This is a genomic window from Streptomyces sp. NBC_00510, from assembly GCA_036013505.1.
Classification (GTDB): domain Bacteria; phylum Actinomycetota; class Actinomycetes; order Streptomycetales; family Streptomycetaceae; genus Actinacidiphila.
Window position 1 is genome coordinate 7,850,792 of the sequence record CP107851.1, and the last position, 23,642, is coordinate 7,874,433.

Sequence of the window (23,642 nt, forward strand, 5' to 3'; positions counted from 1 at the left end):
CACTGCACCGCCGTTGCCGAACGGCAGCTACCGCACCGCCGTGCCGCGCACCCGCACCCGGTACCCCACCTCGTCGTGCTCCTCACGCTCGACGACGACCTCGCCGTCCGCCACCCGTGAGCCGAAGCGCTCCACCCGCGGGTCGGCCCAGCCGTCCCCGGCGTCGGTGATCAGCATGCCGCCCCCGGTGCGGCCGGGCGCGGGCGTCCACACCTCCAGCGTCACGGTGCCGTCCTCCTCCGCCACCGGCACCACGGCACCGGCCCTGGCCAGCACCGGGATGCGCTCCGGCGGCGCGGGCAACAGCACCTGCCCGGGCCCCTGGTACGCCTCCCCGGTCGCGGTGTCGTACCACAGGCCCCGCGGCAGCCGCACCGCCCGTTCCGTCGCCCCCTGCTCCAGCACCGGCGCCACCAGGAGCGCGTCCCCCAGCAGGAAGGCGTCCCCGCAGGCACGCAACTTGCGGTCCTCCGGATCGCCCCACCACAGCGGCCGCACATAGGGTGCGCCCGAACGCCGCGCGGTGTGCGCCAGCGTGTACAGGTACGGCATCAGCCGCTCCCGCCCGCGCATCGCCGCCCCGGCCGCCTCCAGCACCCGCGGCCCGAACCCCCACGGCTCGCGGTGACCGGCGTGGATCGCCGAGTGCGTGCGGAAGAACGGGAAGTACGCGGCCATCTGGAACCAGCGCAGGTACAGCTCCGGCGACGGGTTCCCGGTGAACCCGCCCACGTCCGGCCCCGAGTACGGCACCCCGCACAGGCCGAGCCCCAGCACCAGCGACAACGAGGAACGCAGCCCCGGCCACCCCGTCGACACGTCGCCCGACCACGTGCCGCCGTACCGCTGCATGCCCGCCCAGCCGGAACGCGAGAACAGGAACGGCCGGGAGCCGGGGCGCAGTTCGCGCAGCCCCTCGTGTCCGGCCCGGGCCATGGTCAGCCCGTACACGTTGTGCGCCTCGCGGTGGTCGCCGCCGCGGCCCTCCAGGGCGTGCCGGGCGGAGCGGGGGAGGGTGGTGTCGCCGAACGCGGCGAAGGACACCGGTTCGTTCATGTCGTGCCACACCCCGGCGAAGCCCTGCGCGAGCCGTTCCGCGTAGAGCCCGCCCCACCACTTGCGCACCCGAGGGTCGGTGAAGTCGGGGAAGACCGCGTCGCCCGGCCACACCACACCGCGCACCGGACGCCCCTGCGCGTCGCGCACGAAGGCGTCGGCCGCGGCCCCGCTGTCGTGGACCGGGTTGCCCGGCTCCAGCTTGACCGCCGGGTCCACGATCGACACCAGGCGCACCCCGTGCCCGCGCAACTCCTCGGCGAGCGCGGGCAGGTCGGGGAAGTGCTCGCGGTCGACGGTGAAGACCCGGTGGCCGTCGTAGTGGTCGATGTCCAGGTGCAGCGCCGACAGCGGCAGTCCGCGCTCGCGGTAACCCGCCGCGACCCGCCGCACCTCCGCCGCCGTGCCGAAGCCCCACCGCGAGTGCTGGTACCCCAGCGCCCAGCGCGGCGGCAGCGCGGGCCGGCCGGTCAGCGCGGTCCAGGAGGCCAGGATCCGCGCGGGCGTGCCGGGGATCACCCAGTAGCGCAGCGGGCCGCCGTCCATCCGCGTCTCGCAGCCGCCGGGGCGGTCGTGGCCCGATCCCGCGCCCTCCTCGCCGTCGCGCAGGGTCACCCGGCCGTCCCAGGTGTTGTCGTGGAAGACCAGATGGCTGCCCGCGTCGGCGACGACCAGCTGCAGCGGCATGGTGATGTACAGCGGATCGGTCTCCGGCTCGAAGGCGCCGCCGGGGTCGGTGTTCCACAGCCGGTACGAGCCCTCGCCCAGCCGCGGCCCCGAGGCCCGCCCACCGAGCCCGAACACGTCCGCGTCCGCCGGCGTCTCCGAGCGCTGCACCCAGCGCGGTTCCGTGCCCTCCGCCGCGTTCACCGGGTCCCACCAGCGCGGCGGCAGGTCACGACGGAGCAGCAGGCCCCCCGGCGTGCGGAACTCCACCGCCCCGTGCCGGGAGACCAGCACCGTGATCCGCTCCGACACCACCCGCCAGCCGTCCTTGTCGGGCTCGATGACCGCCCGGGTGTCGGCGTCGGGGCAGCCGCCGTCCAGCGCGTACGACGGCTCCGGCTCGGCACCGTCCCAGCCGCAGAACACCGCGCCGCCCGCCGCGACCCGCACCCGCAGGGTCGACCGGGCGAAGCGGACCACCCCGCCGCCCGGCAGCGGATCCGCGCCCTCGGCGGACCCCGGCACCCGCGCCCGCTCCGGCCCCCGCCGCGGGAGGTCCCGCGCGTCGGTGCGTTGCCGGCGCCACGCCGCGCGCACCGCCCTCAGCCCGTTCGCCGATCCGACCTGCAGTACCTGTCGCACCAGGTCCCGAGCATCCATAAGGCCCACCCTTTCACCGTTCCCGCCCGCCCCGCCGCCGGCCGGCCACCTTCCACCTGGCGGCCCGGCACATGCTTCCACCCCCGAATGTGTGGGGTGTGCCCTGGCGCCGGAGACGATCACGTGGCATCGTCCTGCCCAGCCGCGACCGGGGACATTCCGCCCGGCCGGGGTCCAGCCGCACATCACGCAGCGTCGCGTACCGTCCGGGAGCCGCCCCATGAGCACCACACCTGAGCCCACCGCCGACCCGGCGACCGAGCAGCCCCTGTGGCAGCCCGGCCCGGACCGAGTCTCCGGTGCCCAGGTGACGCGCTTCCAGGCCTGGGCCGCCGAGCACCACGGCGCGCCCGCCCCCGACACCGCCGACCCCGTCGCCGGCTACCACGCGCTGCACGCCTGGTCGGTGCGCGAGCCCGGGACCTTCTGGCGGTCCGTCGTCGAGTGGTTCGACGTGCGCTTCTCCTCCCCGTACGAAACCGTCCTCGCGGACGCCGCCATGCCGGGCGCGAAGTGGTTCCCCGGGGCCACGCTCAACTACGCCGAGCACGCCCTGCGTCCCGCCGGCGACGCAGCCCGGGCCGGTGAGCCCGCCCTGCTCCACCTCGACGAGCGGCACGAGATCGGCGCCACCAGCTGGGCCGAGCTGCGCCGCCAGGTCGCCTCCCTCGCCCACGAGCTGCGCGCCCTCGGCGTCCGCCCCGGCGACCGGGTCAGCGGCTACCTGCCCAACGTCCCCCAGGCCGTCGTCGCCCTGCTCGCCACCGCCGCCGTCGGCGGCGTGTGGACCTCCTGCGCCCCGGACTTCGGCGCCCGCAGCGTGCTGGACCGCTTCCAGCAGGTCGAGCCCGTCGTCCTGTTCACCGTCGACGGCTACCGCTACGGCGGAAAGGAGCACGACCGCACCGACGTCGTCGCCGAGCTGCGTGCCGAACTGCCCTCGCTGCGCGCCGTCGTGCACATCCCGCTGCTGGGCACGCCCGTCCCCGAGGGCGCCCTGGAGTGGGAGTCCCTGGTCTCCGGCGACCCCGAGCCGGCGTACGAACAGGTCCCCTTCGACCACCCGCTGTGGGTGCTCTACTCCTCCGGCACCACCGGCCTGCCCAAGGCCATCGTCCAGTCCCAGGGCGGCATCCTGCTGGAGCACCTCAAGCAGACCGGCCTCCACCTCGACCTCGGGCCGCGGGACCGGTTCTTCTGGTACACCTCCACCGGCTGGATGATGTGGAACTTCCTCGTCGGCGGTCTGCTCGCGGGCTCCACGATCGTCCTGTACGACGGCAGCCCCGGTTTCCCCGACACCGGCGCCCAGTGGGGCGTGGCCGAGCGCACCGGAACCACCGTCTTCGGCACCTCCGCCGCGTACGTCATCGCCTGCCGCAAGGCCGGCGTCCACCCCGGCCGCGACCACGACCTGTCGGCCGTCACGTGCGTGGCCACCACCGGCTCCCCGCTCCCGCCGGACGGCTTCCGCTGGATCCACGACGAGGTCAAGGAGGACCTGTGGATCGCCTCCGTGAGCGGCGGCACCGACGTGTGCAGCTGCTTCGCGGGCGGCGTCCCCACCCTGCCGGTGTACATCGGCGAGCTCCAGGCCCCCTGCCTCGGCACCGACCTGCAGGCTTGGGACCCGTACGGCAAGCCGGTCACCGACGAGGTCGGCGAGCTGGTCGTCACCAACCCGATGCCGTCGATGCCCATCCACTTCTGGAACGACCCCGACGGCAGCCGCTACCACGACAGTTACTTCGAGATGTTCCCGGGCGTCTGGCGGCACGGCGACTGGATCACCTTGACCTCGCGCGGCACGGTGGTCATCCACGGCCGTTCCGACTCCACCCTCAACCGCCAGGGCGTCCGCATGGGCTCCGCGGACATCTACGAGGCCGTCGAACGGCTCCCGGAGATCCGCGAGTCGCTCGTCATCGGCGTCGAGCAGGCCGACGGCGGTTACTGGATGCCGCTGTTCGTCCAGCTCGCCGAGGGCGCGGTGCTCGACGACGCCCTCCGCGACAAGGTCAAGCGCACCATCCGTGAACAGCTCTCCCCCCGCCACGTCCCCGACGAGATCATCCCGGTCCCCGGCATCCCGCACACCCTCACCGGCAAGCGCATCGAGGTCCCGGTGAAGAAGCTGCTGCAGGGCACGCCGCTGGACAAGGCCGTCAACCCGGGCTCCGTCGACGACCTGGGGCTGCTCAGGTTCTACGCGGACCTGGCCCGCACCCGCTGCTGAGCGCCCGCGGGGGTGAGGCGGGCCCGGCCCGCCCTCACCCCCCGTACGTCGCGCCGAACTCGCCCAGGACGCCGGCGAAGTCGGCGGCCAGGGCAGCCGCCTCCGCGGGCCGCAGCCCCGCGGTCGTGATGCGCACCCCGGGCCCCGCCGCGAGCCGGAACCTCGCCCCCGCCGCCACCCACCACCCGCGCGACCGCAGGCCGTTCACCACCGCCGCCTCGTCCCGCACCGGCACCCACACGTTCAGCCCGCTCGCCCCGTGCGCCGCGATCCCGCGCTCCCCCAGCTCCGCGACGAGCGCCTCCCGCCGCTCCGCGTACGCGTCCCGTGCGGCCTCCACCAGCAGCCGCGCCGCCGCGTCCGTCATCAGCCGCGCGGCCATCCCCTGCAGCACATGACTGATCCACCCCGAGGTCAGCAGCAGCCGCCCGTCGTGCCGCGCCAGCGTCGTCGGGTCGCAGGCGAGGGCCGCCCACCGCAGGTCCGTGCCCAGGTACTTGGTGACCGTGCGCACCTGCGCCCAGCGCGGCAGCCCCCCTGAGGTCAGGCTGTGCAGCGGCACGCCCGCGATCTCCGCGGCGTGGTCGTTCTCGACCACGAGGACGTCGGGCGCCTCCCGCAGCACGCCGAGCAGCGCGTCCCGCCGCTCCGGCGAGAAGCACCCGCCGTACGGGTTCTGGGAGCGCGGACTGCACACCACCGCCCGCGCCCCGGCCCGCAGCGCGTCGCGCAGCGCCTCGGGCCGCATGCCCTCGTCGTCGACCGCTACCGGCACCATGCGCAGTCCCAGGGCGGGCACCAGGTCGAGCAGATGGTGGTAGCCCGGATCCTCCATCGCCACCGCGTCGCCGGGCCGCAGTTCGACGGAGAGCAGCCGCCCGACGCAGTCGAGCGCGCTGTGCGCGAACGTCACGTCGTCCGCCGGCACCCCGTCGCGGTCGAACCACGCGCGGGTCAGCTCCTCCAGCTCGGGAAGGCGCGGAGCCGACCGGTGCGAGCGCACGCCGGGCGTCACCCGCACCGACGGCGGCAGCTCCGGCAGGAACGCCGGGTCCGGGTGGCCGCCCGCCAGGTCCCGCAGTCCGGCGGGCACCTTCGGCGGCCTCCTGGACGCCACGGCCGGCGCCTGTGCGACGACGGTGCCGCCGCGTCCGCGCGTGACGACGATCCCGCGCTGCCGGAGCTCCTTGTAGGCGGTCGCCACCGTGCCGGGACTGACTCCCAGGCGATCGGCCAGCGTCCGTACCGGCGGGAGCGCGGCCCCGGGCGACAACGCCCCGTCGGTCACGCCCCGTTCGACGGACGCGGCAATGCCCTTGGCGCTCGTACCGCTGATCGCATATTGTGCTGCCACATTCATAAGTATGTATCAATACAAACTTTGGGTCAAGGGGGCAGTGCATGCGATTCCCTCGCAGCCGCAGTGACATCGAGGACCTCGTACCGGGCGGCCGCGACGGCCGCCGCATGCTCTGGGTGAGCCTCACCGACAAGGCCGGATCCGGCCTCTGGTACGGCACTTCGGCGCTCTACTACACCTACGTCGCCGGACTCGCCCCGCACGAGATCGGCCTCCTGCTCGGCGTCGCCGGTGCCGTGGGCATCGCGGGCACCCCCGTCGCGGGCCGGGTCGCGGACCGCGTGCCGCTCACCCGGCTGCTCCCGGCCGTCCACGCCCTGCGCGCCGCGGCCGCCGTCGGCATCCTGCTCACCGGCACCCTCTGGCTCCTGCTGCCCATCGCCGCGCTCGGCAGCCTCGGCGACCGCGCCGCCTCGGTCCTCACCAAGTTGTACGCCGCACGCGTCGCCGGCCCGGACCGCGTCCGCTACCAGGCCCTCCAGCGCACCGTGGTCAACATCGGCTTCGGCATCGGCGGCCTCGCCGCCGCCGTCGCCCTGGCCATCGGCACCGACACCGCCTACCGCACCATGCTCATCGGGGACGCCCTCTCCTTCGCCGGCGCCGCCCTGCTCGTCCTGCGCTGCGCCGAACCGCCGTCCCCCGCACGCGTGGTGGCCGGCGCGCCCGCCGCCACCGGCGGGGAACCGCCCCGGACGAAGACAGCGGCCACCAGCCCCTGGCGCGACCGCGGCTACCTCGCCTACACCGCCACCGAGACCCTGCTGTTCCTCGACGACACGGCGCTCAACATCGGCCTGCCCCTGTGGATCGCCACCGCGACCGTCGCCCCGCGCAGCCTCGTCGCCCTGCTCTTCGTGCTCAACAACGTCCTCGTCGTGCTCTTCCAGGTCCGCCTCAGCCGCCTCGGGGACGAGCCGCGCAGGGCCGCCGCCTCCCTGCCGCTGCTCGGCGTCGCCTTCCTCGTCGCGGGCGGCGCCATGGCCGTCTCGGCCGTGGACTCGACGGGGACCGCCGTGGTCGCCCTCGTCGTCGCCGCCACGGCCTTCACCGCCGCGGAGATCGTCCACGCCGCGATCTCCTGGGAGTTGTCCCTCGCCCTCGCCCCCGGCCGGTCCCAGGGCGCCTACCTCGGCGTCCACGGACTCGCGCAGTCGGCCCAGCGCTCGGCCGGCCCGGTGCTGCTCACCTCCGCGGTCATGGCCGCGGGCCCGCTCGGCTGGCTCGGCCTCGGCGCCGGACTCGCCGCCGTCTCCGTCGGCCAGCGCACCCTCGTACGCCGCCGCCTGGACCGACTGGACGCCGCCGAACGCCCCGGGGCCGCGGCCCCGAAGACCCTCGCCGTCCCCAGCGGGACGCTCACTGTCAGTGGTGGCGATTACGGTGAGTGACAGTTGACCGCCGTACCGAGGGGGAGCCGTCATGGCACACACCAAGCACCGCAAGCAGAGCAGCCGCCCCGCCCGCCGCACCGCGAGGACCGGCCGGCGCACCCTGCGCCGCGAGTCACCGACCACCGTCGCCGTCCTCACCGACCCCGCCGACTTCGACGCCATGCGCGGCTACCGCAGTTTCACCTTCGACGACCACGCGAGCTACCTGCGGCAGATCGAGGGCCTGCTGCGGTCGCTCGCCTCCCGAGGCATCCACGTCCGCGTCGGGCCCTTCGACCCGGCCGAGTACGCCGAGTACTGCGCCGACACCGGCCACGACCCCGACAGCTCACGCTCCCGCACGCGGTACGCCGCCGACGTCACCACGGCCGGCCCCACCGTCCCCTACTCGGGACAGCCCCTGGAACACCTCGTCACCGAGCTCGAGTACGAGGCGGGCCGCCAGGCCACCTGGGAACGGGCCTCCGGCATCCTGGCCCGCGCGGGGGACTGCGCCGGCTGCGGCGACGACCTCGCCCGCACCTCGTTCGACCGCGCCTCCCAGGCCCTGATGCGCCTCCTCGAAGCCGCGGGGCCCGGCCACCACCACCTCGTGTGCAGCGTGCCCGCCGAGGGCACCACACTGCTCGCCGCCATGCACGCCCGCTGCGACGAGCAGGGCATGGTCCACCTCGTCGAGGCCGAGGCCCTGGTCTGCTGCACCGTCATCGCCGCCGGGCTCGCCGAGGACAGCCCCGGCGGCCTCGTCCTGCGCAGCGGCACGGGCACCGGCCAACCCCCGCCCGACCGCCCGGACGAAGTCCGCGGCTGGACGCTGCGCGACGGCTGGCTCCAACCCCTCACCGAGGCACAGGTCTTCAACGCCTACTGCACCGACGCCGAGTCCGGCGACCCCGTACCCCCGGAGCCCGGCGTCGTCCACCGCCCGGGATTCGTCCTCCCGCCGCCGGAGGACGGCTGAGCACGGCGGAGCCCGGGAACGCCGAGGGGCGCCCCACCACCGGTGGGGCGCCCCTCGGGAGGACGGGAAGCCATCACTCCCCGGACAGCACCGCCTGCGCCGCGCGCCGCGCCTCGTCGGCCGTGTCGGTCGCCCGGGCGGCCGCCGCCGCCCGCTCGCACTGCGCCAGGGTGTACTTCGCCAGCGTCGCCCGCACATAGGGGATCGACGCCGCGCCCATCGACAGGCTCGTCACACCCAGACCCGTCAGCACGCACGCCAGCAGAGGATCGGAGGCCGCCTCACCGCACACACCGCAGCTCTTGCCCTCGGCCCGCGCGGCCTCGGCCGCCGCGGACACCAGGTCCAGCAGCGCCGGCTGCCACGGATCCTGCAGCCGCGAGACCGAACCGACCTGCCGGTCCGCGGCGAAGGTGTACTGCGCCAGGTCGTTCGTCCCCAGCGAGAGGAACTCGACCTCCTGCAGGATCGACCGTGCCCGCAGGGCCGCCGACGGGATCTCCACCATTGCGCCGAACTTCGCGTGCAGCCCGGCCTCCCGGCACGCGTCCGCGAACGCCTTGGCGTCGATGCGGTCCGCCACCATCGGTGCCATGACCTCGAGGTACACCGGCAGGCCCTCGGCGGCCCTGGCGAGCGCCCGCAGCTGCGTGTGCAGCACATCGGGGTGGGCGAGCAGCGTCCGCAGGCCCCGCACGCCCAGCGCCGGGTTCGGCTCGTCCGCGGGCGTCAGGAACTCCAGCGGCTTGTCGGCACCCGCGTCCAGCACCCGGACCACGACCCGGCCCTCGGGGAAGGCCTCCAGCACCTGCCGGTACGCCTCGACCTGCTTCTCCTCCGACGGCGCCTTCCGGGAGTCGTCCAGGAAGAGGAACTCCGTGCGGAACAGACCCACGCCCTCCGCGCCCGCCTTCACGGCCGCCTCGACGTCCGCGGGACCGCCGACGTTCGCCAGCAGCGGCACCTTGTGCCCGTCCGACGTGGCACCCGGCCCCGAGGTCGCGGCGAGCGCCGCCCTGCGCTCCTCGGCGGCCTTCGCCAGCTCGGCCCGCCGGTCCTTGTCCGGGTCGACGTAGATGTCGCCGGTGCTGCCGTCCACGGCGATGACCGTGCCCTCCGCCAGCTCCGTGGCGCCCGGCAGCGCCACCACGGCGGGCACCCCCAGCGCACGCGCGAGGATCGCGCTGTGGCTGGTCGGCCCGCCCTCCTCGGTCACGAAGCCGAGCACCAGCGACGGGTCCAGCAGCGCGGTGTCGGCCGGCGCCAGGTCCCGCGCGATCAGCACGTACGGCTCGTCGCTGTCCGGGACGCCGGGCATCGGCACCCCGAGCAGCCGCGCCACGATCCGGTTGCGGACGTCGTCCAGGTCCGCGACGCGCCCCGCCAGGTACTCGCCCGCGTTGGCGAGCAGCGCACGGTAGGAGGCGAACGCGTCGTACACCGCGCGCTCCGCCGAGCTGCCCACCGCGATACGGCGCTCCACGTCGGCCATCAGCTCGGGGTCCTGCGCCATCAGCGCCTGGGCCTCCAGCACCGCCTGCGCCTCGCCGCCGGCCAGGTTGCCGCGCGCGATCAGGTCGTTGGCCACCGCCTCGACCGCCTGACGTGCCCGGGCCTGCTCCCGCGGCGCCTCGTCGGCCGGAATCTGCTTGGCCGGAGGCTCGAGAACCGCGGTCCCCATGTGCCGTACCTCGCCGATCGCCACGCCGTGGCTGACACCGACGCCTCGCAGCGTTGTCTCCATCTCACCCGTCTCCGGTTGTCGCGGACGCTCGCGACCGCGTTGCCTGTGTGTATGCGTCGGGAGTGGCCTTGCCGAAAAGGCTACGTCCAAGAGAAGAGCGTGGCCCCGGCGGTCACCTCTCCGTCCCCGACCAGACCGGTCAGCGCCTCGGCCGCCGCCTCAAGGGCCACCACCGGGCACACCGGGGACTTGCCGGCGGCCTCGACCGCCGCGGGGTCCCAGCGCACCATCTCCTGGCCGCGCACCACGGTGTCGCCCTTGTTGACGAGCACCTCGAAGCCCTCACCGTTCAGCTGCACCGTGTCGATGCCGAGATGGGTCAGCACCCCGTGCCCGTCCGCGTCCACCACGACGAACGCGTGCGCGTGCAGGGACACGACCACACCGTCCACCGGCGACACGGCCACCGACGGCTCGCGCACGGGGTCGATCGCCGTGCCGGGCCCCACCATGGCACCGGAGAACACGGGGTCGGGCACCGCGGCCAGACCGATGACGCGCCCGGTCAGGGGCGACGAGACAGTCGTCATGATGAAGCCTCCAAGCAAGTGGTCCAGACCACTCAAGTCTGCCACCCCCTTGAGGCCCGGCACACCATGCCACCGCACGCCACCCCCGATTTGCTCCGACCGGGCGCCTCCAGTACGTTGGGTCAACCCCCGCGACGAGAACGCCACGGAGACGTGCGTGCTCACAGCGGTGCGGTAAATCCGACGTAAAGCATCTGCTAAAGTCGGGGAGCGCGAAAGCCGAAAGGCAGAAACGCAAAAGCAGGAAATCCCCGCCGGCGGGAATCGGGCCCGAAAGAGTCTGATAAGCTGGTGACAACGAAGGGAAAGCCCGGAGGGGCCGGTGAAACGGTCTCGAAGGAAGCTTCCGTTCCTTGAGAACTCAACAGCGTGCCAAAAGTCAACGCCAGATATGTTGATACCCCGTCCATCTCGGACGAGGTTCCTTTGTAAAAACACAGCGAGGACGCTGGGCACGTCGGGATTATTCCTCCCGATGGTGCCGCTCTCGTGAAGACATTCACGGAGAGTTTGATCCTGGCTCAGGACGAACGCTGGCGGCGTGCTTAACACATGCAAGTCGAACGGTGAAGCCCTTCGGGGTGGATCAGTGGCGAACGGGTGAGTAACACGTGGGCAATCTGCCCTGCACTCTGGGACAAGCCCTGGAAACGGGGTCTAATACCGGATATTACCTTCCTCTGCATGGGGGTTGGTGGAAAGCTCCGGCGGTGCAGGATGAGCCCGCGGCCTATCAGCTTGTTGGTGGGGTAATGGCCTACCAAGGCGACGACGGGTAGCCGGCCTGAGAGGGCGACCGGCCACACTGGGACTGAGACACGGCCCAGACTCCTACGGGAGGCAGCAGTGGGGAATATTGCACAATGGGCGAAAGCCTGATGCAGCGACGCCGCGTGAGGGATGACGGCCTTCGGGTTGTAAACCTCTTTCAGCAGGGAAGAAGCGAAAGTGACGGTACCTGCAGAAGAAGCACCGGCTAACTACGTGCCAGCAGCCGCGGTAATACGTAGGGTGCGAGCGTTGTCCGGAATTATTGGGCGTAAAGAGCTCGTAGGCGGCTTGTCACGTCGGTTGTGAAAGCCCGGGGCTTAACCCCGGGTCTGCAGTCGATACGGGCAGGCTAGAGTTCGGTAGGGGAGATCGGAATTCCTGGTGTAGCGGTGAAATGCGCAGATATCAGGAGGAACACCGGTGGCGAAGGCGGATCTCTGGGCCGATACTGACGCTGAGGAGCGAAAGCGTGGGGAGCGAACAGGATTAGATACCCTGGTAGTCCACGCCGTAAACGTTGGGAACTAGGTGTGGGCGACATTCCACGTCGTCCGTGCCGCAGCTAACGCATTAAGTTCCCCGCCTGGGGAGTACGGCCGCAAGGCTAAAACTCAAAGGAATTGACGGGGGCCCGCACAAGCGGCGGAGCATGTGGCTTAATTCGACGCAACGCGAAGAACCTTACCAAGGCTTGACATACACCGGAAACACCCAGAGATGGGTGCCCCCTTGTGGTCGGTGTACAGGTGGTGCATGGCTGTCGTCAGCTCGTGTCGTGAGATGTTGGGTTAAGTCCCGCAACGAGCGCAACCCCTGTCCTGTGTTGCCAGCGGATTATGCCGGGGACTCACAGGAGACCGCCGGGGTCAACTCGGAGGAAGGTGGGGACGACGTCAAGTCATCATGCCCCTTATGTCTTGGGCTGCACACGTGCTACAATGGCCGGTACAATGAGCTGCGATACCGCGAGGTGGAGCGAATCTCAAAAAGCCGGTCTCAGTTCGGATTGGGGTCTGCAACTCGACCCCATGAAGTCGGAGTCGCTAGTAATCGCAGATCAGCAGTGCTGCGGTGAATACGTTCCCGGGCCTTGTACACACCGCCCGTCACGTCACGAAAGTCGGTAACACCCGAAGCCGGTGGCCCAACCCCTTGTGGGAGGGAGTCGTCGAAGGTGGGACTGGCGATTGGGACGAAGTCGTAACAAGGTAGCCGTACCGGAAGGTGCGGCTGGATCACCTCCTTTCTAAGGAGCATCTAGGCCTCTTCGGAGGTCCAGAGCCACTTCGCCGGCGAATGTCCGGCGGTGGTTAGCTCATGGGTGGAACGTTGACTATTCGGCACGGCTGGTTGTGAGTGTTAGTACTGCTTCGGCGTGGAACGCACATCGTCAACTGGTCGGGTCGGGCGCGCTGTTGGGTCCTGAGGGCACGGAAGTGTTCTCGGTTGTGGACCGGACTCGATGAATCCTGCTGGTAGTGGGTGGAGTTGGGTGACGGGTCGTTGTTTGAGAACTGCATAGTGGACGCGAGCATCTGTGGCCAAGTTTTTAAGGGCGCACGGTGGATGCCTTGGCACCAGGAACCGATGAAGGACGTGGGAGGCCACGATAGGCCCCGGGGAGCTGTCAACCAAGCTTTGATCCGGGGGTGTCCGAATGGGGAAACCCGGCAGTCGTCATGGGCTGTCACCCGCTGCTGAACACATAGGCAGTGTGGAGGGAACGCGGGGAAGTGAAACATCTCAGTACCCGCAGGAAGAGAAAACAACCGTGATTCCGGGAGTAGTGGCGAGCGAAACCGGATGAGGCCAAACCGTATGCGTGTGATACCCGGCAGGGGTTGCGCATGTGGGGTTGTGGGATCGTACTTCAGTCGTCTGCCGGCGGCTGGGCGAGTCAGAAACCGTTGATGTAGGCGAAGGACATGCGAAAGGTCCGGCGTAGAGGGTAAGACCCCCGTAGCTGAAACATTAGCGGCTTGCTTGTACGACACCCAAGTAGCACGGGGCCCGAGAAATCCCGTGTGAATCTGGCGGGACCACCCGCTAAGCCTAAATATTCCCTGGTGACCGATAGCGGATAGTACCGTGAGGGAATGGTGAAAAGTACCGCGGGAGCGGAGTGAAATAGTACCTGAAACCGTGTGCCTACAAGCCGTGGGAGCGTCGCATGCAAGCTTGCTTGTATGTCGTGACTGCGTGCCTTTTGAAGAATGAGCCTGCGAGTTTGCGGTGTGTGGCGAGGTTAACCCGTGTGGGGTAGCCGTAGCGAAAGCGAGTCCGAATAGGGCGATTTTAGTCGCATGCCCAAGACCCGAAGCGGAGTGATCTAGCCATGGGCAGGTTGAAGCGTGGGTAAGACCGCGTGGAGGACCGAACCCACCAGGGTTGAAAACCTGGGGGATGACCTGTGGTTAGGGGTGAAAGGCCAATCAAACTCCGTGATAGCTGGTTCTCCCCGAAATGCATTTAGGTGCAGCGTCGTGTGTTTCTTGCCGGAGGTAGAGCACTGGATAGGCGATGGGCCCTACCGGGTTACTGACCTTAGCCAAACTCCGAATGCCGGTAAGTGAGAGCGCGGCAGTGAGACTGCGGGGGATAAGCTCCGTGGTCGAGAGGGAAACAGCCCAGAGCATCGACTAAGGCCCCTAAGCGTACGCTAAGTGGGAAAGGATGTGGAGTCGCACAGACAACCAGGAGGTTGGCTTAGAAGCAGCCACCCTTGAAAGAGTGCGTAATAGCTCACTGGTCAAGTGATTCCGCGCCGACAATGTAGCGGGGCTCAAGCGTACCGCCGAAGTCGTGTCATTGCAGCAATACTCCCAACGGAGGCTGTGATGGGTAGGGGAGCGTCGTGTGCCGGGTGAAGCGGCCCTGTAAGGGAGTCGTGGACGGTTCACGAGTGAGAATGCAGGCATGAGTAGCGATACAAGAGTGGGAAACTCTTGCGCCGATTGACTAAGGGTTCCTGGGTCAAGCTGATCTGCCCAGGGTAAGTCGGGACCTAAGGCGAGGCCGACAGGCGTAGTCGATGGACAACCGGTTGATATTCCGGTACCCGCTTTGAAGCGCCAGCGCTGAATCTGGTGATGCTAAGGCCGTGAAGCCGCCCTTGATCTCTTCGGAGTGATGGGGAGTGGTGGAGCCGCTGAACCTATCCAGTAGTAGGTGAGCGATGGGGTGACGCAGGAAGGTAGTCCAGCCCGGGCGGTGGTTGTCCCGGGGTAAGGGTGTAGGCCGAGTGGTAGGCAAATCCGCCACTCATTGAGGCTGAGACCTGATGCCGAGCCGATTGTGGTGAAGTGGATGATCCTATGCTGTCGAGAAAAGCCTCTAGCGAGTTTCATGGCGGCCCGTACCCTAAACCGACTCAGGTGGTCAGGTAGAGAATACCGAGGCGTTCGGGTGAACTGTGGTTAAGGAACTCGGCAAAATGCCCCCGTAACTTCGGGAGAAGGGGGCCATTGCTGGTGAGGGGACTTGCTCCCTGAGCTGGTGGTGGCCGCAGAGACCAGCGAGAAGCGACTGTTTACTAAAAACACAGGTCCGTGCGAAGCCGTAAGGCGATGTATACGGACTGACGCCTGCCCGGTGCTGGAACGTTAAGGGGACCGGTTAGCTCCATTTCGGTGGGGCGAAGCTGAGAACTTAAGCGCCAGTAAACGGCGGTGGTAACTATAACCATCCTAAGGTAGCGAAATTCCTTGTCGGGTAAGTTCCGACCTGCACGAATGGCGTAACGACTTCTCGACTGTCTCAACCACAGGCCCGGTGAAATTGCACTACGAGTAAAGATGCTCGTTTCGCGCAGCAGGACGGAAAGACCCCGGGACCTTTACTACAGCTTGATATTGGTGTTCGGTTCGGCTTGTGTAGGATAGGTGGGAGACTGTGAAGCGATGGCGCCAGCCATTGTGGAGTCGTCGTTGAAATACCACTCTGGTCGTGCTGGATGTCTAACCTCGGTCCGTGATCCGGATCAGGGACAGTGTCTGGTGGGTAGTTTAACTGGGGCGGTTGCCTCCTAAAGAGTAACGGAGGCGCCCAAAGGTTCCCTCAGCCTGGTTGGCAATCAGGTGTTGAGTGTAAGTGCACAAGGGAGCTTGACTGTGAGACTGACGGGTCGAGCAGGTACGAAAGTAGGGACTAGTGATCCGGCGGTGGCTTGTGGAAGCGCCGTCGCTCAACGGATAAAAGGTACCCCGGGGATAACAGGCTGATCTTCCCCAAGAGTCCATATCGACGGGATGGTTTGGCACCTCGATGTCGGCTCGTCGCATCCTGGGGCTGGAGTCGGTCCCAAGGGTTGGGCTGTTCGCCCATTAAAGCGGTACGCGAGCTGGGTTTAGAACGTCGTGAGACAGTTCGGTCCCTATCCGCTGTGCGCGTAGGAGTCTTGAGAAGGGCTGTCCCTAGTACGAGAGGACCGGGACGGACGAACCTCTGGTGTGCCAGTTGTTCTGCCAAGGGCATGGCTGGTTGGCTACGTTCGGGAGGGATAACCGCTGAAAGCATCTAAGCGGGAAGCCTGCTTCGAGATGAGGACTCCCACCCCCTTGAGGGGTTAAGGCTCCCAGTAGACGACTGGGTTGATAGGCCGGATGTGGAAGCCCAGTAATGGGTGGAGCTGACCGGTACTAATAAGCCGAGGGCTTGTCCATAGGTTGCTCGCGTCCACTGTGTAGTTCTGAAACAACGAACCGTTGGTTCGTATAGTTTCATAGTGTTTCGGTGGTTATAGCGTTAGGGAAACGCCCGGTTACATTTCGAACCCGGAAGCTAAGCCTTTCAGCGCCGATGGTACTGCAGGGGGGACCCTGTGGGAGAGTAGGACGCCGCCGAACAATTATTGAGCCCGTCGCCGGAGCCTCTTCAGAGGCCCGGCGGCGGGCTTTTTCATGCCCTGAGGTAAGGTCGGGTGGAATCATCCGAGCGTACGTTCAAGAGAAGGGGCCCCCGGTGGAGGTCCAGGAGACAAGGGTGCAGACGGATCGCGTCTTCACGATCCCCAACATCCTGAGCATGGCACGGCTGTTGGGCGTGCCCGTGTTCCTGTGGCTCATCCTGTGGCCCGAGTTCGGCGGTCCGAAGGTCGACGGCTGGGCACTGCTCGTGCTCGCCCTCAGCGGCGTCAGCGACTACCTGGACGGGAAGCTCGCGCGCCGCTGGAACCAGATCAGCAGCCTCGGCAGGGTGCTGGACCCGGCCGCGGACCGGCTGTACATCGTCTCCACGATCATCGGCCTCACGTGGCGCGGGATCCTACCGTGGTGGCTGACGGCCATCCTGGTGGCCCGGGACGCCGTCATGGGCGTGATGATCCTGGTCATGCGCCGGCACGGCTGGGGTCCGCCGCAGGTCAACTTCATGGGCAAGGCCGCCACCTTCAACCTCATGTACGCCTTCCCGTTGCTGCTGCTGAGCGACGGCGACGGGTGGCTGAACACGCTCGCTGCTATTTTCGGATGGGCGTTCGCCGGATGGGGTACAACGCTGTATTGGTGGGCAGGGATCCTCTACGTGGTCCAGGTCCGCCGACTCGTCAGGGCGGACGCCACGGCCGATTGAGCCCGCGTACCCGGCAGGAGAGCCCTCCGGCCGGGTACCCCGCGCGTGACCGGCGGTCCGGGGGACCGCGACGGTCCGCGTGAGAGAGAGCACGGGTGACGTCGGCAAGACAGTCGTCTCTTTGAGGAGGACGCTTCCGACATGAAGGCCGTCGTGATGGCCGGCGGCGAAGGCACACGCCTTCGCCCGATGACCTCGAGCATGCCCAAGCCGCTGCTGCCGGTCGTGAATCAGCCGATCATGCAGCACGTGCTCAAGCTGCTCAAGCGGCACGGTCTGACCGAGACCGTGGTGACCGTGCAGTTCCTCGCCTCGCTCGTCAAGAACTACTTCGGTGACGGCGAGGAACTCGGCATGGATCTCACCTACGCGAACGAGGAGAAGCCACTCGGCACCGCCGGCAGCGTCAAGAACGCCGAGGACGCACTCAAGGACGATTCGTTCCTGGTGATCTCCGGTGACGCACTGACCGATTTCGACCTGACCGAGCTGATCAACTTCCACAAGGAAAAAGGCGCGCTGGTCACGGTCTGCCTGACCCGGGTGCCCAATCCCCTGGAGTTCGGGATCACCATCGTCGACGAGGAGGGCAAGGTCGAGCGCTTCCTCGAGAAGCCGACCTGGGGCCAGGTCTTCTCGGACACGGTGAACACCGGCATCTACGTCATGGAGCCGGAGGTCTTCGACTACGTCGAGCCCGACGTCTCGGTGGACTGGTCCGGTGACGTCTTCCCGCAGTTGATGAAGGAAGGCAAGCCCGTCTACGGCTACATCGCCGAGGGCTACTGGGAGGACGTCGGCACCCACGAGAGCTACATCAAGGCGCAGGCCGACGTCCTGGAGGGCAAGGTCGACGTCGACCTCGAGGGCTTCGAGATCTCGCCCGGCGTCTGGGTCGCCGAGGGCGCGGAGGTGCACCCGGACGCGACGCTGCGTGGTCCCCTGTACGTCGGTGACTACGCCAAGGTCGAGGCCGGGGCCGAGCTGCGCGAGCACACGGTGATCGGCTCCAACGTCGTCGTGAAGTCCGGTGCCTTCCTGCACAAGGCCGTCGTCCACGACAACGTCTACATCGGGCCGCAGACCAACCTGCGCGGCTGCGTCATCGGCAAGAACACCGACGTCATGCGCGCGGCGCGGATCGACGACGGAGCGGTCATCGGCGACGAGTGCCTGATCGGCGAGGAGTCGATCATCGCGGGCGACGTCCGGGTGTACCCGTTCAAGACCATCGAGGCCGGCGCCTTCGTGAACACGTCGGTGATCTGGGAGTCCCGGGGCCAGGCGAACCTGTTCGGCGCGCGCGGCGTCTCCGGCATCCTGAACGTGGAGATCACCCCGGAGCTCGCCGTGCGCCTCGCGGGCGCGTACGCGACGACGCTCAAGAAGGGCGCGACCGTCACCACCGCCCGTGACCACTCCCGTGGTGCCCGTGCGCTGAAGCGTGCGGTGATCTCTGCGCTCCAGGCCAGCGCGATCGACGTGCGGGACCTGGAGAACGTGCCGATGCCCGTGGCGCGGCAGCAGACCGCGCGCGGCAGCGCCGGCGGCATCATGATCCGCACGAGTCCGGGCATCCCCGACTCGGTGGACATCATGTTCTTCGACGAACGCGGCGCCGACCTGTCGGCGGCGGGGCAGCGCAAGCTGGACCGCGTGTTCGCGCGTCAGGAGTACCGCCGTGCGTTCCCCGGCGAGATCGGCGACCTGAACTTCCCGGCGAGCGTCTTCGACTCCTACACGGGCGCGCTGCTGCGGGCCGTGGACACCTCGGGCATCGCCGACGCCGGGCTGAAGGTCGTGGTCGACGCCGCGAACGGCAGCGCGGGCCTCGTCCTGCCCAGCCTCCTCGGCCGGCTCGGGGTGGACTCGCTGACGATCAACCCCGGCCTCAACGAGGCCAGGCCCACCGAGACGGCCGACGGCCGGCGTGCGGGCCTGGTCCGGCTCGGGGAGATCGTCGCCTCCTCGCGGGCGGCCTTCGGCGTGCGCTTCGACCCGGTCGGGGAGCGGCTGTCGCTGGTGGACGAGCGCGGCAAGATCATCGAGGACGACCGGGCGCTGCTGGTCATGCTCGACCTGGTCGCCGCCGAGCGGCGCAGCGGCCGGGTGGCGCTCCCCGTGACGACGACCCGCATCGCCGAACAGGTCGCGGCGTACCACGGGACGCAGGTGGACTGGACGACGACCTCGCCCGACGACCTCACCCGGGTCGGCCGGCAGGACACGACCATTTTCGGCGGTGACGGCAAGGGCGGCATCATCATCCCGGAGTTCAGCAGCGTCTTCGACGGCGCCGCGGCCTTCGTGCGGCTGATCGGCCTGGTGGCCCGTACCCAGCTCACCCTGAGCCAGATCGACGCCCGCATCCCGCGTGCCCACGTCCTCAAGCGGGACCTGGCGACGCCGTGGGCGGTCAAGGGCCTGGTCATGCGCCGGGTGGTCGAGGAGGCGGGCGACCGCAACGTCGACACCACCGACGGCGTGCGCGTGGTCGAGGCGGACGGCCGCTGGGTGATGGTGCTGCCCGACCCGGCCGAGGCGGTCACGCACGTGTGGGCGGAGGGGCCGGACGACGCCTCCGCGCAGGCACTGCTCGACGAGTGGTCGTCGATCGTGGACAGCGCCGGCCGCTGATCCCGCTCCGGCACCGGCTCACGGGCCCCTCCCGACGCGACGAACGGCGCGTCGGGAGGGGCCCGTTCGAGGTCGGCGGCACGGACATGCGACGATGTGCGGCATGTCGCAGCAGCACCCCGATCGGAGCAGCGCCCCTGGGAGGGCCGTGACCCGGCGCCCGGACGCCTCCATGTCGCTGCTGACGAACGTCATGGAGCACAGTCTCGACGACGGGTACGCCGAGGCCACCGCCCGCCGGGGCGCCACGGGCACCTCCCGCCTGCCCGGAACGCTGCGGGGCCGGCTGGTGCTCGCACTGGGCTTGGTGCTGGCCGCCGTGGTGGTCACCATAGGCGCGGCGCAGACGCAGGTGGCCGCCCCGACGCTGGCCAAGGAGCGGCAGAAGCTCATCGACCGCATCGAGTCCGAGACCCGCACCGCCGACGAGCTGCAGAAGAGCGTGGACGGGCTGCGCGACGACGTGGCGGCCAAGCAGCGGCAGGCGCTCAACGACCGCGACGGTGACGCGGAGCGCGTGGCGCTCCTGGCCGGGGCGACGCCGGTCACGGGGCCGGGCGTCGAGCTGGAGGTCAACGACGCCAAGGAGGCCTCGTCGGGCGGCGGCAGCGACCCGCGTACGACCAGTGACTTCTCCGACACCGGCCGGGTGCGGGACCGGGACATGCAGCGCGTGGTCAACGGCCTGTGGGCGGCGGGGGCGGAGGCCATCTCCATCAACGGACAGCGGTTGACGTCGTTGTCGGCCATCCGTGCCGCGGGTGACGCCATACTGGTCGACAACCGGCCGCTGGTTCCGCCCTACACGATCCTGGCGATCGGGGACCCGCAGAAGCTGAGCACGTCCTTCCAGGACGGTGCGGACGGGCAGTACTTGCACGTCCTGCAGGAGAACTACGGGATCCGCGCGCGCATCTCCGAGAAGGAGAAGCTGGAACTGCCCGCGGCTCCGAGCCTGATCATCCGCTCCGCGACCCCGGTCCCGTCGGCCGGGCCGTCGTCGAGCGCATCCGGAAATGGGAAGGGTACGAATTGATCGCCGTACTGGGCCTGATCGTTGGAGTGGTGGTGGGCCTGGTGGTCCGCCCCGTCGTACCGACGGTGGTCGAGCCCTACCTCCCGATCGCCGTGGTCGCCGCGCTCGACGCCGTCTTCGGCGGTCTGCGGGCCATGCTCGACGGGATCTTCGACGACAAGGTCTTCGTGGTCTCCTTCCTGTCCAACGTCGTCGTGGCGGCGCTGATCGTCTTCCTGGGCGACAAACTGGGGGTGGGTGCGCAGCTCTCCACGGGCGTGGTCGTCGTCCTCGGCATCCGCATCTTCTCCAACGCCGCGGCGATCCGCCGCCATGTCTTCCGGGCGTGACAGCACGATGAGCGACGAGAACGACCAGACGCCGGAGCGGCCGGAGGCGCCGCGGCCCGCGGAGCCCTCCCGGCCGGAACGGCCTCGCCCCGAGCCGCCGGCCGGAGACGAGCCGCCGGCGCGGGAGCGGCCCGCGGCGCGCCCGGAGCTGCCCGCCGCCGGACCGGTGCCGGCCGCCGGGCCGTCGGACGCGGAGCAATCCGCACACGGTCGGCAGCAGCCGCCGCAGGACGCGGGGGAACCGCGGGGAGCGGCGTCCGGCGTGAGCGGCCGGCAACGCCTCAAGGCGGGACTGTGGCCGCCGCGGGTGTCCCGGGCGCAGTTGATCGTCGCGCTGCTGCTGTTCGTCCTCGGTCTGGGCCTGGCCATCCAGGTCCGCTCGACCAGCGACACCAGCGCGCTGCGCGGCGCCCGCCAGGAGGACCTGGTGCGCATCCTGGACGAGCTGGACAACCGCTCGCAGCGGCTCGGCGACGAGCGGCGGCGCCTCGAGGAGCAGCGCACCGAGCTGGAGAACAGCTCGGACCAGGCCGAGGAGGCCCGCAAGCAGACCGAGCAGAAGGCGGAGCAGCTCGGGGTGCTGGCCGGCACGGTCGCCGTCGAGGGTCCCGGCATCACGCTGACGATCAACGACCCCCAGGACGCCGTCGAGGCCGACATGCTGCTCGACGCGCTGCAGGAGCTGCGCGCCGCGGGAGCGGAGGCGATCCAGATCAACGACGTGCGGGTCGTGGCCGACACCTACTTCATCCAGGGGTCGGGCGGTGTGCAGATCGACGGGCACAAGGTCAGCCCGCCCTACCGCTTCAAGGTCATCGGTAATCCACAGGATCTTGAACCCGCCCTGAACATCCCGGGCGGCGTGGTACAGACTTTGGAGAAGGAGCAGGCCACAGCGGACGTGACGCGATCGGAGAAGATCGTTGTCGACGCCTTGCGGCCGTCGGAGCAGCCTGACTACGCTCAGTCGTCGACCCGGTGAGGCGGGGGCGAGTGGGGTTTGCGGGGGAGGGCAGGAGAATGCGGGGGGTCGCCGCACCGCTGGGGTGGTGCGTGAGGGAAACTATGTGTTGGTCGTGACTGAGGGTTCGTCCTGCCCCACGGGCGGGTCTGTGTCGTTCAAGGGGAATCGCCCGTGAAGTTGTTCGGTAAGTGGTTCGGCAAGAGTTCGCGTCAGGCTGGTGACAGCCCCACGGCGCGGCACCGCGCCCCGCGGCACGTGCAGGGGGAGGGACCGGGCGAGGAGCGCCCGCTGTTCCGTGACGGGATCGCTGCTCCGGGCGGTGACATTTCGGGCGGTCATGGTGCGGTTTCTGTTGACCCTGCGGCTGCGGGGCGCATAGGTTTCCAGCAACCATCAGCCTCTAGCACGGGTGGAGGGTCCTTGCCGGTCTGTACGCGGTGCGGGTTCCAGAACGCGGAAGCGAGCCGCTTCTGCTCCAACTGCGGCGCGCCGCTGCGTGCCGCGGTGCCGTCCGAGCGTGCCTCCGAGACCACGTCCACGATCTCCATCTCCGGGATCGAGGCGTACGAGGCCGAGGCGACGGGACAGACCGTGCTGCCGGCGCTGTCCCCGGAGGCCCAGGCCGCGGTCGACGCGCTGCCGCCGGGCTCCGCGCTGCTGGTGGTACGCCGTGGTCCCAACTCGGGGAGCCGCTTCCTCCTGGACGGCGAACTGACGACGGCCGGCCGCCACCCGGAGAGCGACATCTTCCTGGACGACGTCACCGTCTCGCGGCGTCACGTGGAGTTCCGGCGCGCTCAGGACGGTTCCTTCACGGTCTCCGACGTCGGCAGCCTCAACGGCACCTACGTCAACCGCGAGCGGATCGACTCGGTGACCCTGTCCAGTGGCGACGAGGTGCAGATCGGCAAGTACCGACTGGTCTTCTACGCGAGCCAGTGGGGCGCCTGACCCCCGCGAGGGAAGGTTCATGCTTCGTACACCGTCGGGCGGTGCCGGCAACGGCACCGCCACCGCGGACGACCGGCTGCTGAGCATCGGGGCGGTGCTCAACGAGTTGCGGGAGGAGTTCCCCGAGGTCACCATCTCCAAGATCCGCTTCCTGGAGGCGGAGGGGCTGGTGGAGCCGCAACGCACGCCCTCCGGGTACCGGAAGTTCACCGTCCGGGACGTGGAACGGCTCGGGCACGTGCTGCGCATGCAGCGGGACCACTATCTTCCGCTGAAAGTGATCCGCGAGCACCTCGACGCCCTCGACCGGGGCGAGCCGCTGCCGCTGCCCGTCCCGTCCTCCGGGGAGTCCCGGGAGCTGATCGAGGTCGGCGCGGTGGAGCGGCAGGCGCCCGCTGCGCTGCGCATCGGCAGGGACGAGTTGCTGGCCGCCACGGGCGCCGAAGCGGGCGAGCTCGCCCAGTGGGAGGCGTACGGACTGGTGGAGGCCGGTCCTGACGGTGACTATGACGCCGAAACGGTGAACATCGCCAAGATCGTGGCCGATCTGGGCCGCTTCGGGCTCGAACCGCGCCATCTGCGGGCGGTGAAGGCGGCCGCGGATCGTGAGGCCGGTCTGGTGGAGCAGGTGGTCGCGCCCCTGCGCAGGCACCGCAATCCGCAGACCAGGACGCACGCGGAGGCCACCGCGCGGGAGCTGGCGGCGCTGTCCGTGCGGCTGCACGCGGCGCTGGTGCAGTCCGCGCTGAGGGTGCGGCTCTTCTGAAGCCGACATTGGC

At 69.3% G+C, this 23,642-nt stretch carries 13 protein-coding genes, 3 rRNA genes and 2 pseudogenes; 14 read left to right on the forward strand and 4 right to left on the reverse strand.

The window, feature by feature from the left end:
* Positions 1-27: 27 nt before the first annotated feature.
* Positions 28-2,382 (reverse strand): glycoside hydrolase family 31 protein, encoded by a 2,355-nt coding sequence (locus OG937_35530; protein WUD76628.1) that lies wholly within the window; start codon positions 2,380-2,382, stop codon positions 28-30.
* A 220-nt stretch (positions 2,383-2,602) separates the two neighbouring features.
* Between OG937_35530 and OG937_35535 the strand changes: the two genes are divergently transcribed.
* On the forward strand, positions 2,603-4,618 hold the full coding sequence (locus OG937_35535; GenBank protein ID WUD76629.1) for an acetoacetate--CoA ligase: 2,016 nt from the start codon (positions 2,603-2,605) through the stop codon (positions 4,616-4,618).
* 34 nt (positions 4,619-4,652) lie between these two features.
* Here the strand turns inward: OG937_35535 and OG937_35540 are convergent, their stop codons facing one another.
* Entirely contained in the window at positions 4,653-5,978 is a 1,326-nt protein-coding gene (locus OG937_35540; GenBank protein ID WUD76630.1) for an aminotransferase class I/II-fold pyridoxal phosphate-dependent enzyme, read from the reverse strand.
* Between the two features lie 41 nt (positions 5,979-6,019).
* Here OG937_35540 and OG937_35545 point away from each other — a divergent pair, with 41 nt between their 5' ends.
* On the forward strand, positions 6,020-7,369 hold the full coding sequence (locus tag OG937_35545) for an MFS transporter (protein WUD76631.1): 1,350 nt from the start codon (positions 6,020-6,022) through the stop codon (positions 7,367-7,369).
* A gap of 31 nt (positions 7,370-7,400) precedes the next feature.
* Complete coding sequence (locus tag OG937_35550) at positions 7,401-8,333, forward strand: hypothetical protein (GenBank protein WUD76632.1); 933 nt, start codon at positions 7,401-7,403, stop codon at positions 8,331-8,333.
* 73 nt (positions 8,334-8,406) lie between these two features.
* Here OG937_35550 and ptsP read toward each other — a convergent pair whose 3' ends face one another.
* Entirely contained in the window at positions 8,407-10,077 is a 1,671-nt protein-coding gene (gene ptsP / locus OG937_35555; protein WUD76633.1) for a phosphoenolpyruvate--protein phosphotransferase, read from the reverse strand.
* An 80-nt stretch (positions 10,078-10,157) separates the two neighbouring features.
* A complete protein-coding gene (locus OG937_35560; protein WUD76634.1) occupies positions 10,158-10,607 on the reverse strand; it encodes a PTS glucose transporter subunit IIA in 450 nt (149 codons plus the stop codon).
* Positions 10,608-11,105: 498 nt separating this feature from the next.
* Between OG937_35560 and OG937_35565 the strand changes: the two genes are divergently transcribed.
* From OG937_35565 to OG937_35615, 11 genes and pseudogenes are all read left to right on the forward strand, one after another.
* Positions 11,106-12,624, forward strand: a 16S ribosomal RNA gene (locus tag OG937_35565).
* Positions 12,625-12,917: 293 nt separating this feature from the next.
* A 23S ribosomal RNA gene (locus OG937_35570) occupies positions 12,918-16,039 on the forward strand.
* A gap of 66 nt (positions 16,040-16,105) precedes the next feature.
* Positions 16,106-16,222: ribosomal RNA gene (gene rrf, locus OG937_35575) — 5S ribosomal RNA — on the forward strand.
* The 16S, 23S and 5S rRNA genes sit together here, the layout of an rRNA operon.
* A gap of 115 nt (positions 16,223-16,337) precedes the next feature.
* Entirely contained in the window at positions 16,338-16,946 is a 609-nt protein-coding gene (locus tag OG937_35580) for a CDP-alcohol phosphatidyltransferase family protein (protein ID WUD76635.1), read from the forward strand.
* Positions 16,947-17,087: 141 nt separating this feature from the next.
* Positions 17,088-19,583 (forward strand): mannose-1-phosphate guanyltransferase, encoded by a 2,496-nt coding sequence (locus OG937_35585; protein ID WUD76636.1) that lies wholly within the window; start codon positions 17,088-17,090, stop codon positions 19,581-19,583.
* A 94-nt stretch (positions 19,584-19,677) separates the two neighbouring features.
* Positions 19,678-20,619: a DUF881 domain-containing protein gene (locus tag OG937_35590; GenBank protein WUD76637.1), complete on the forward strand. Its 942-nt coding sequence runs from the start codon at positions 19,678-19,680 to the stop codon at positions 20,617-20,619.
* Entirely contained in the window at positions 20,616-20,948 is a 333-nt protein-coding gene (locus tag OG937_35595; protein ID WUD76638.1) for a small basic family protein, read from the forward strand. Before OG937_35590 ends, OG937_35595 begins: the two co-directional genes overlap by 4 nt.
* 7 nt (positions 20,949-20,955) lie before the next feature.
* The gene (locus tag OG937_35600) at positions 20,956-21,930 is read left to right on the forward strand and encodes a DUF881 domain-containing protein (protein ID WUD76639.1); all 975 of its coding nucleotides are present in this window, start codon (positions 20,956-20,958) and stop codon (positions 21,928-21,930) included.
* 237 nt (positions 21,931-22,167) lie between these two features.
* Positions 22,168-22,400: pseudogene (locus OG937_35605) on the forward strand (zinc ribbon domain-containing protein).
* Positions 22,401-22,539: 139 nt separating this feature from the next.
* Positions 22,540-22,863 (forward strand): annotated as a pseudogene (locus OG937_35610) (FHA domain-containing protein).
* A gap of 19 nt (positions 22,864-22,882) precedes the next feature.
* Positions 22,883-23,629 carry a MerR family transcriptional regulator gene (locus OG937_35615; protein ID WUD76640.1) on the forward strand — a complete coding sequence of 249 codons (747 nt, stop codon included), beginning with the start codon at positions 22,883-22,885 and terminating at the stop codon, positions 23,627-23,629.
* Positions 23,630-23,642: the final 13 nt, after the last annotated feature.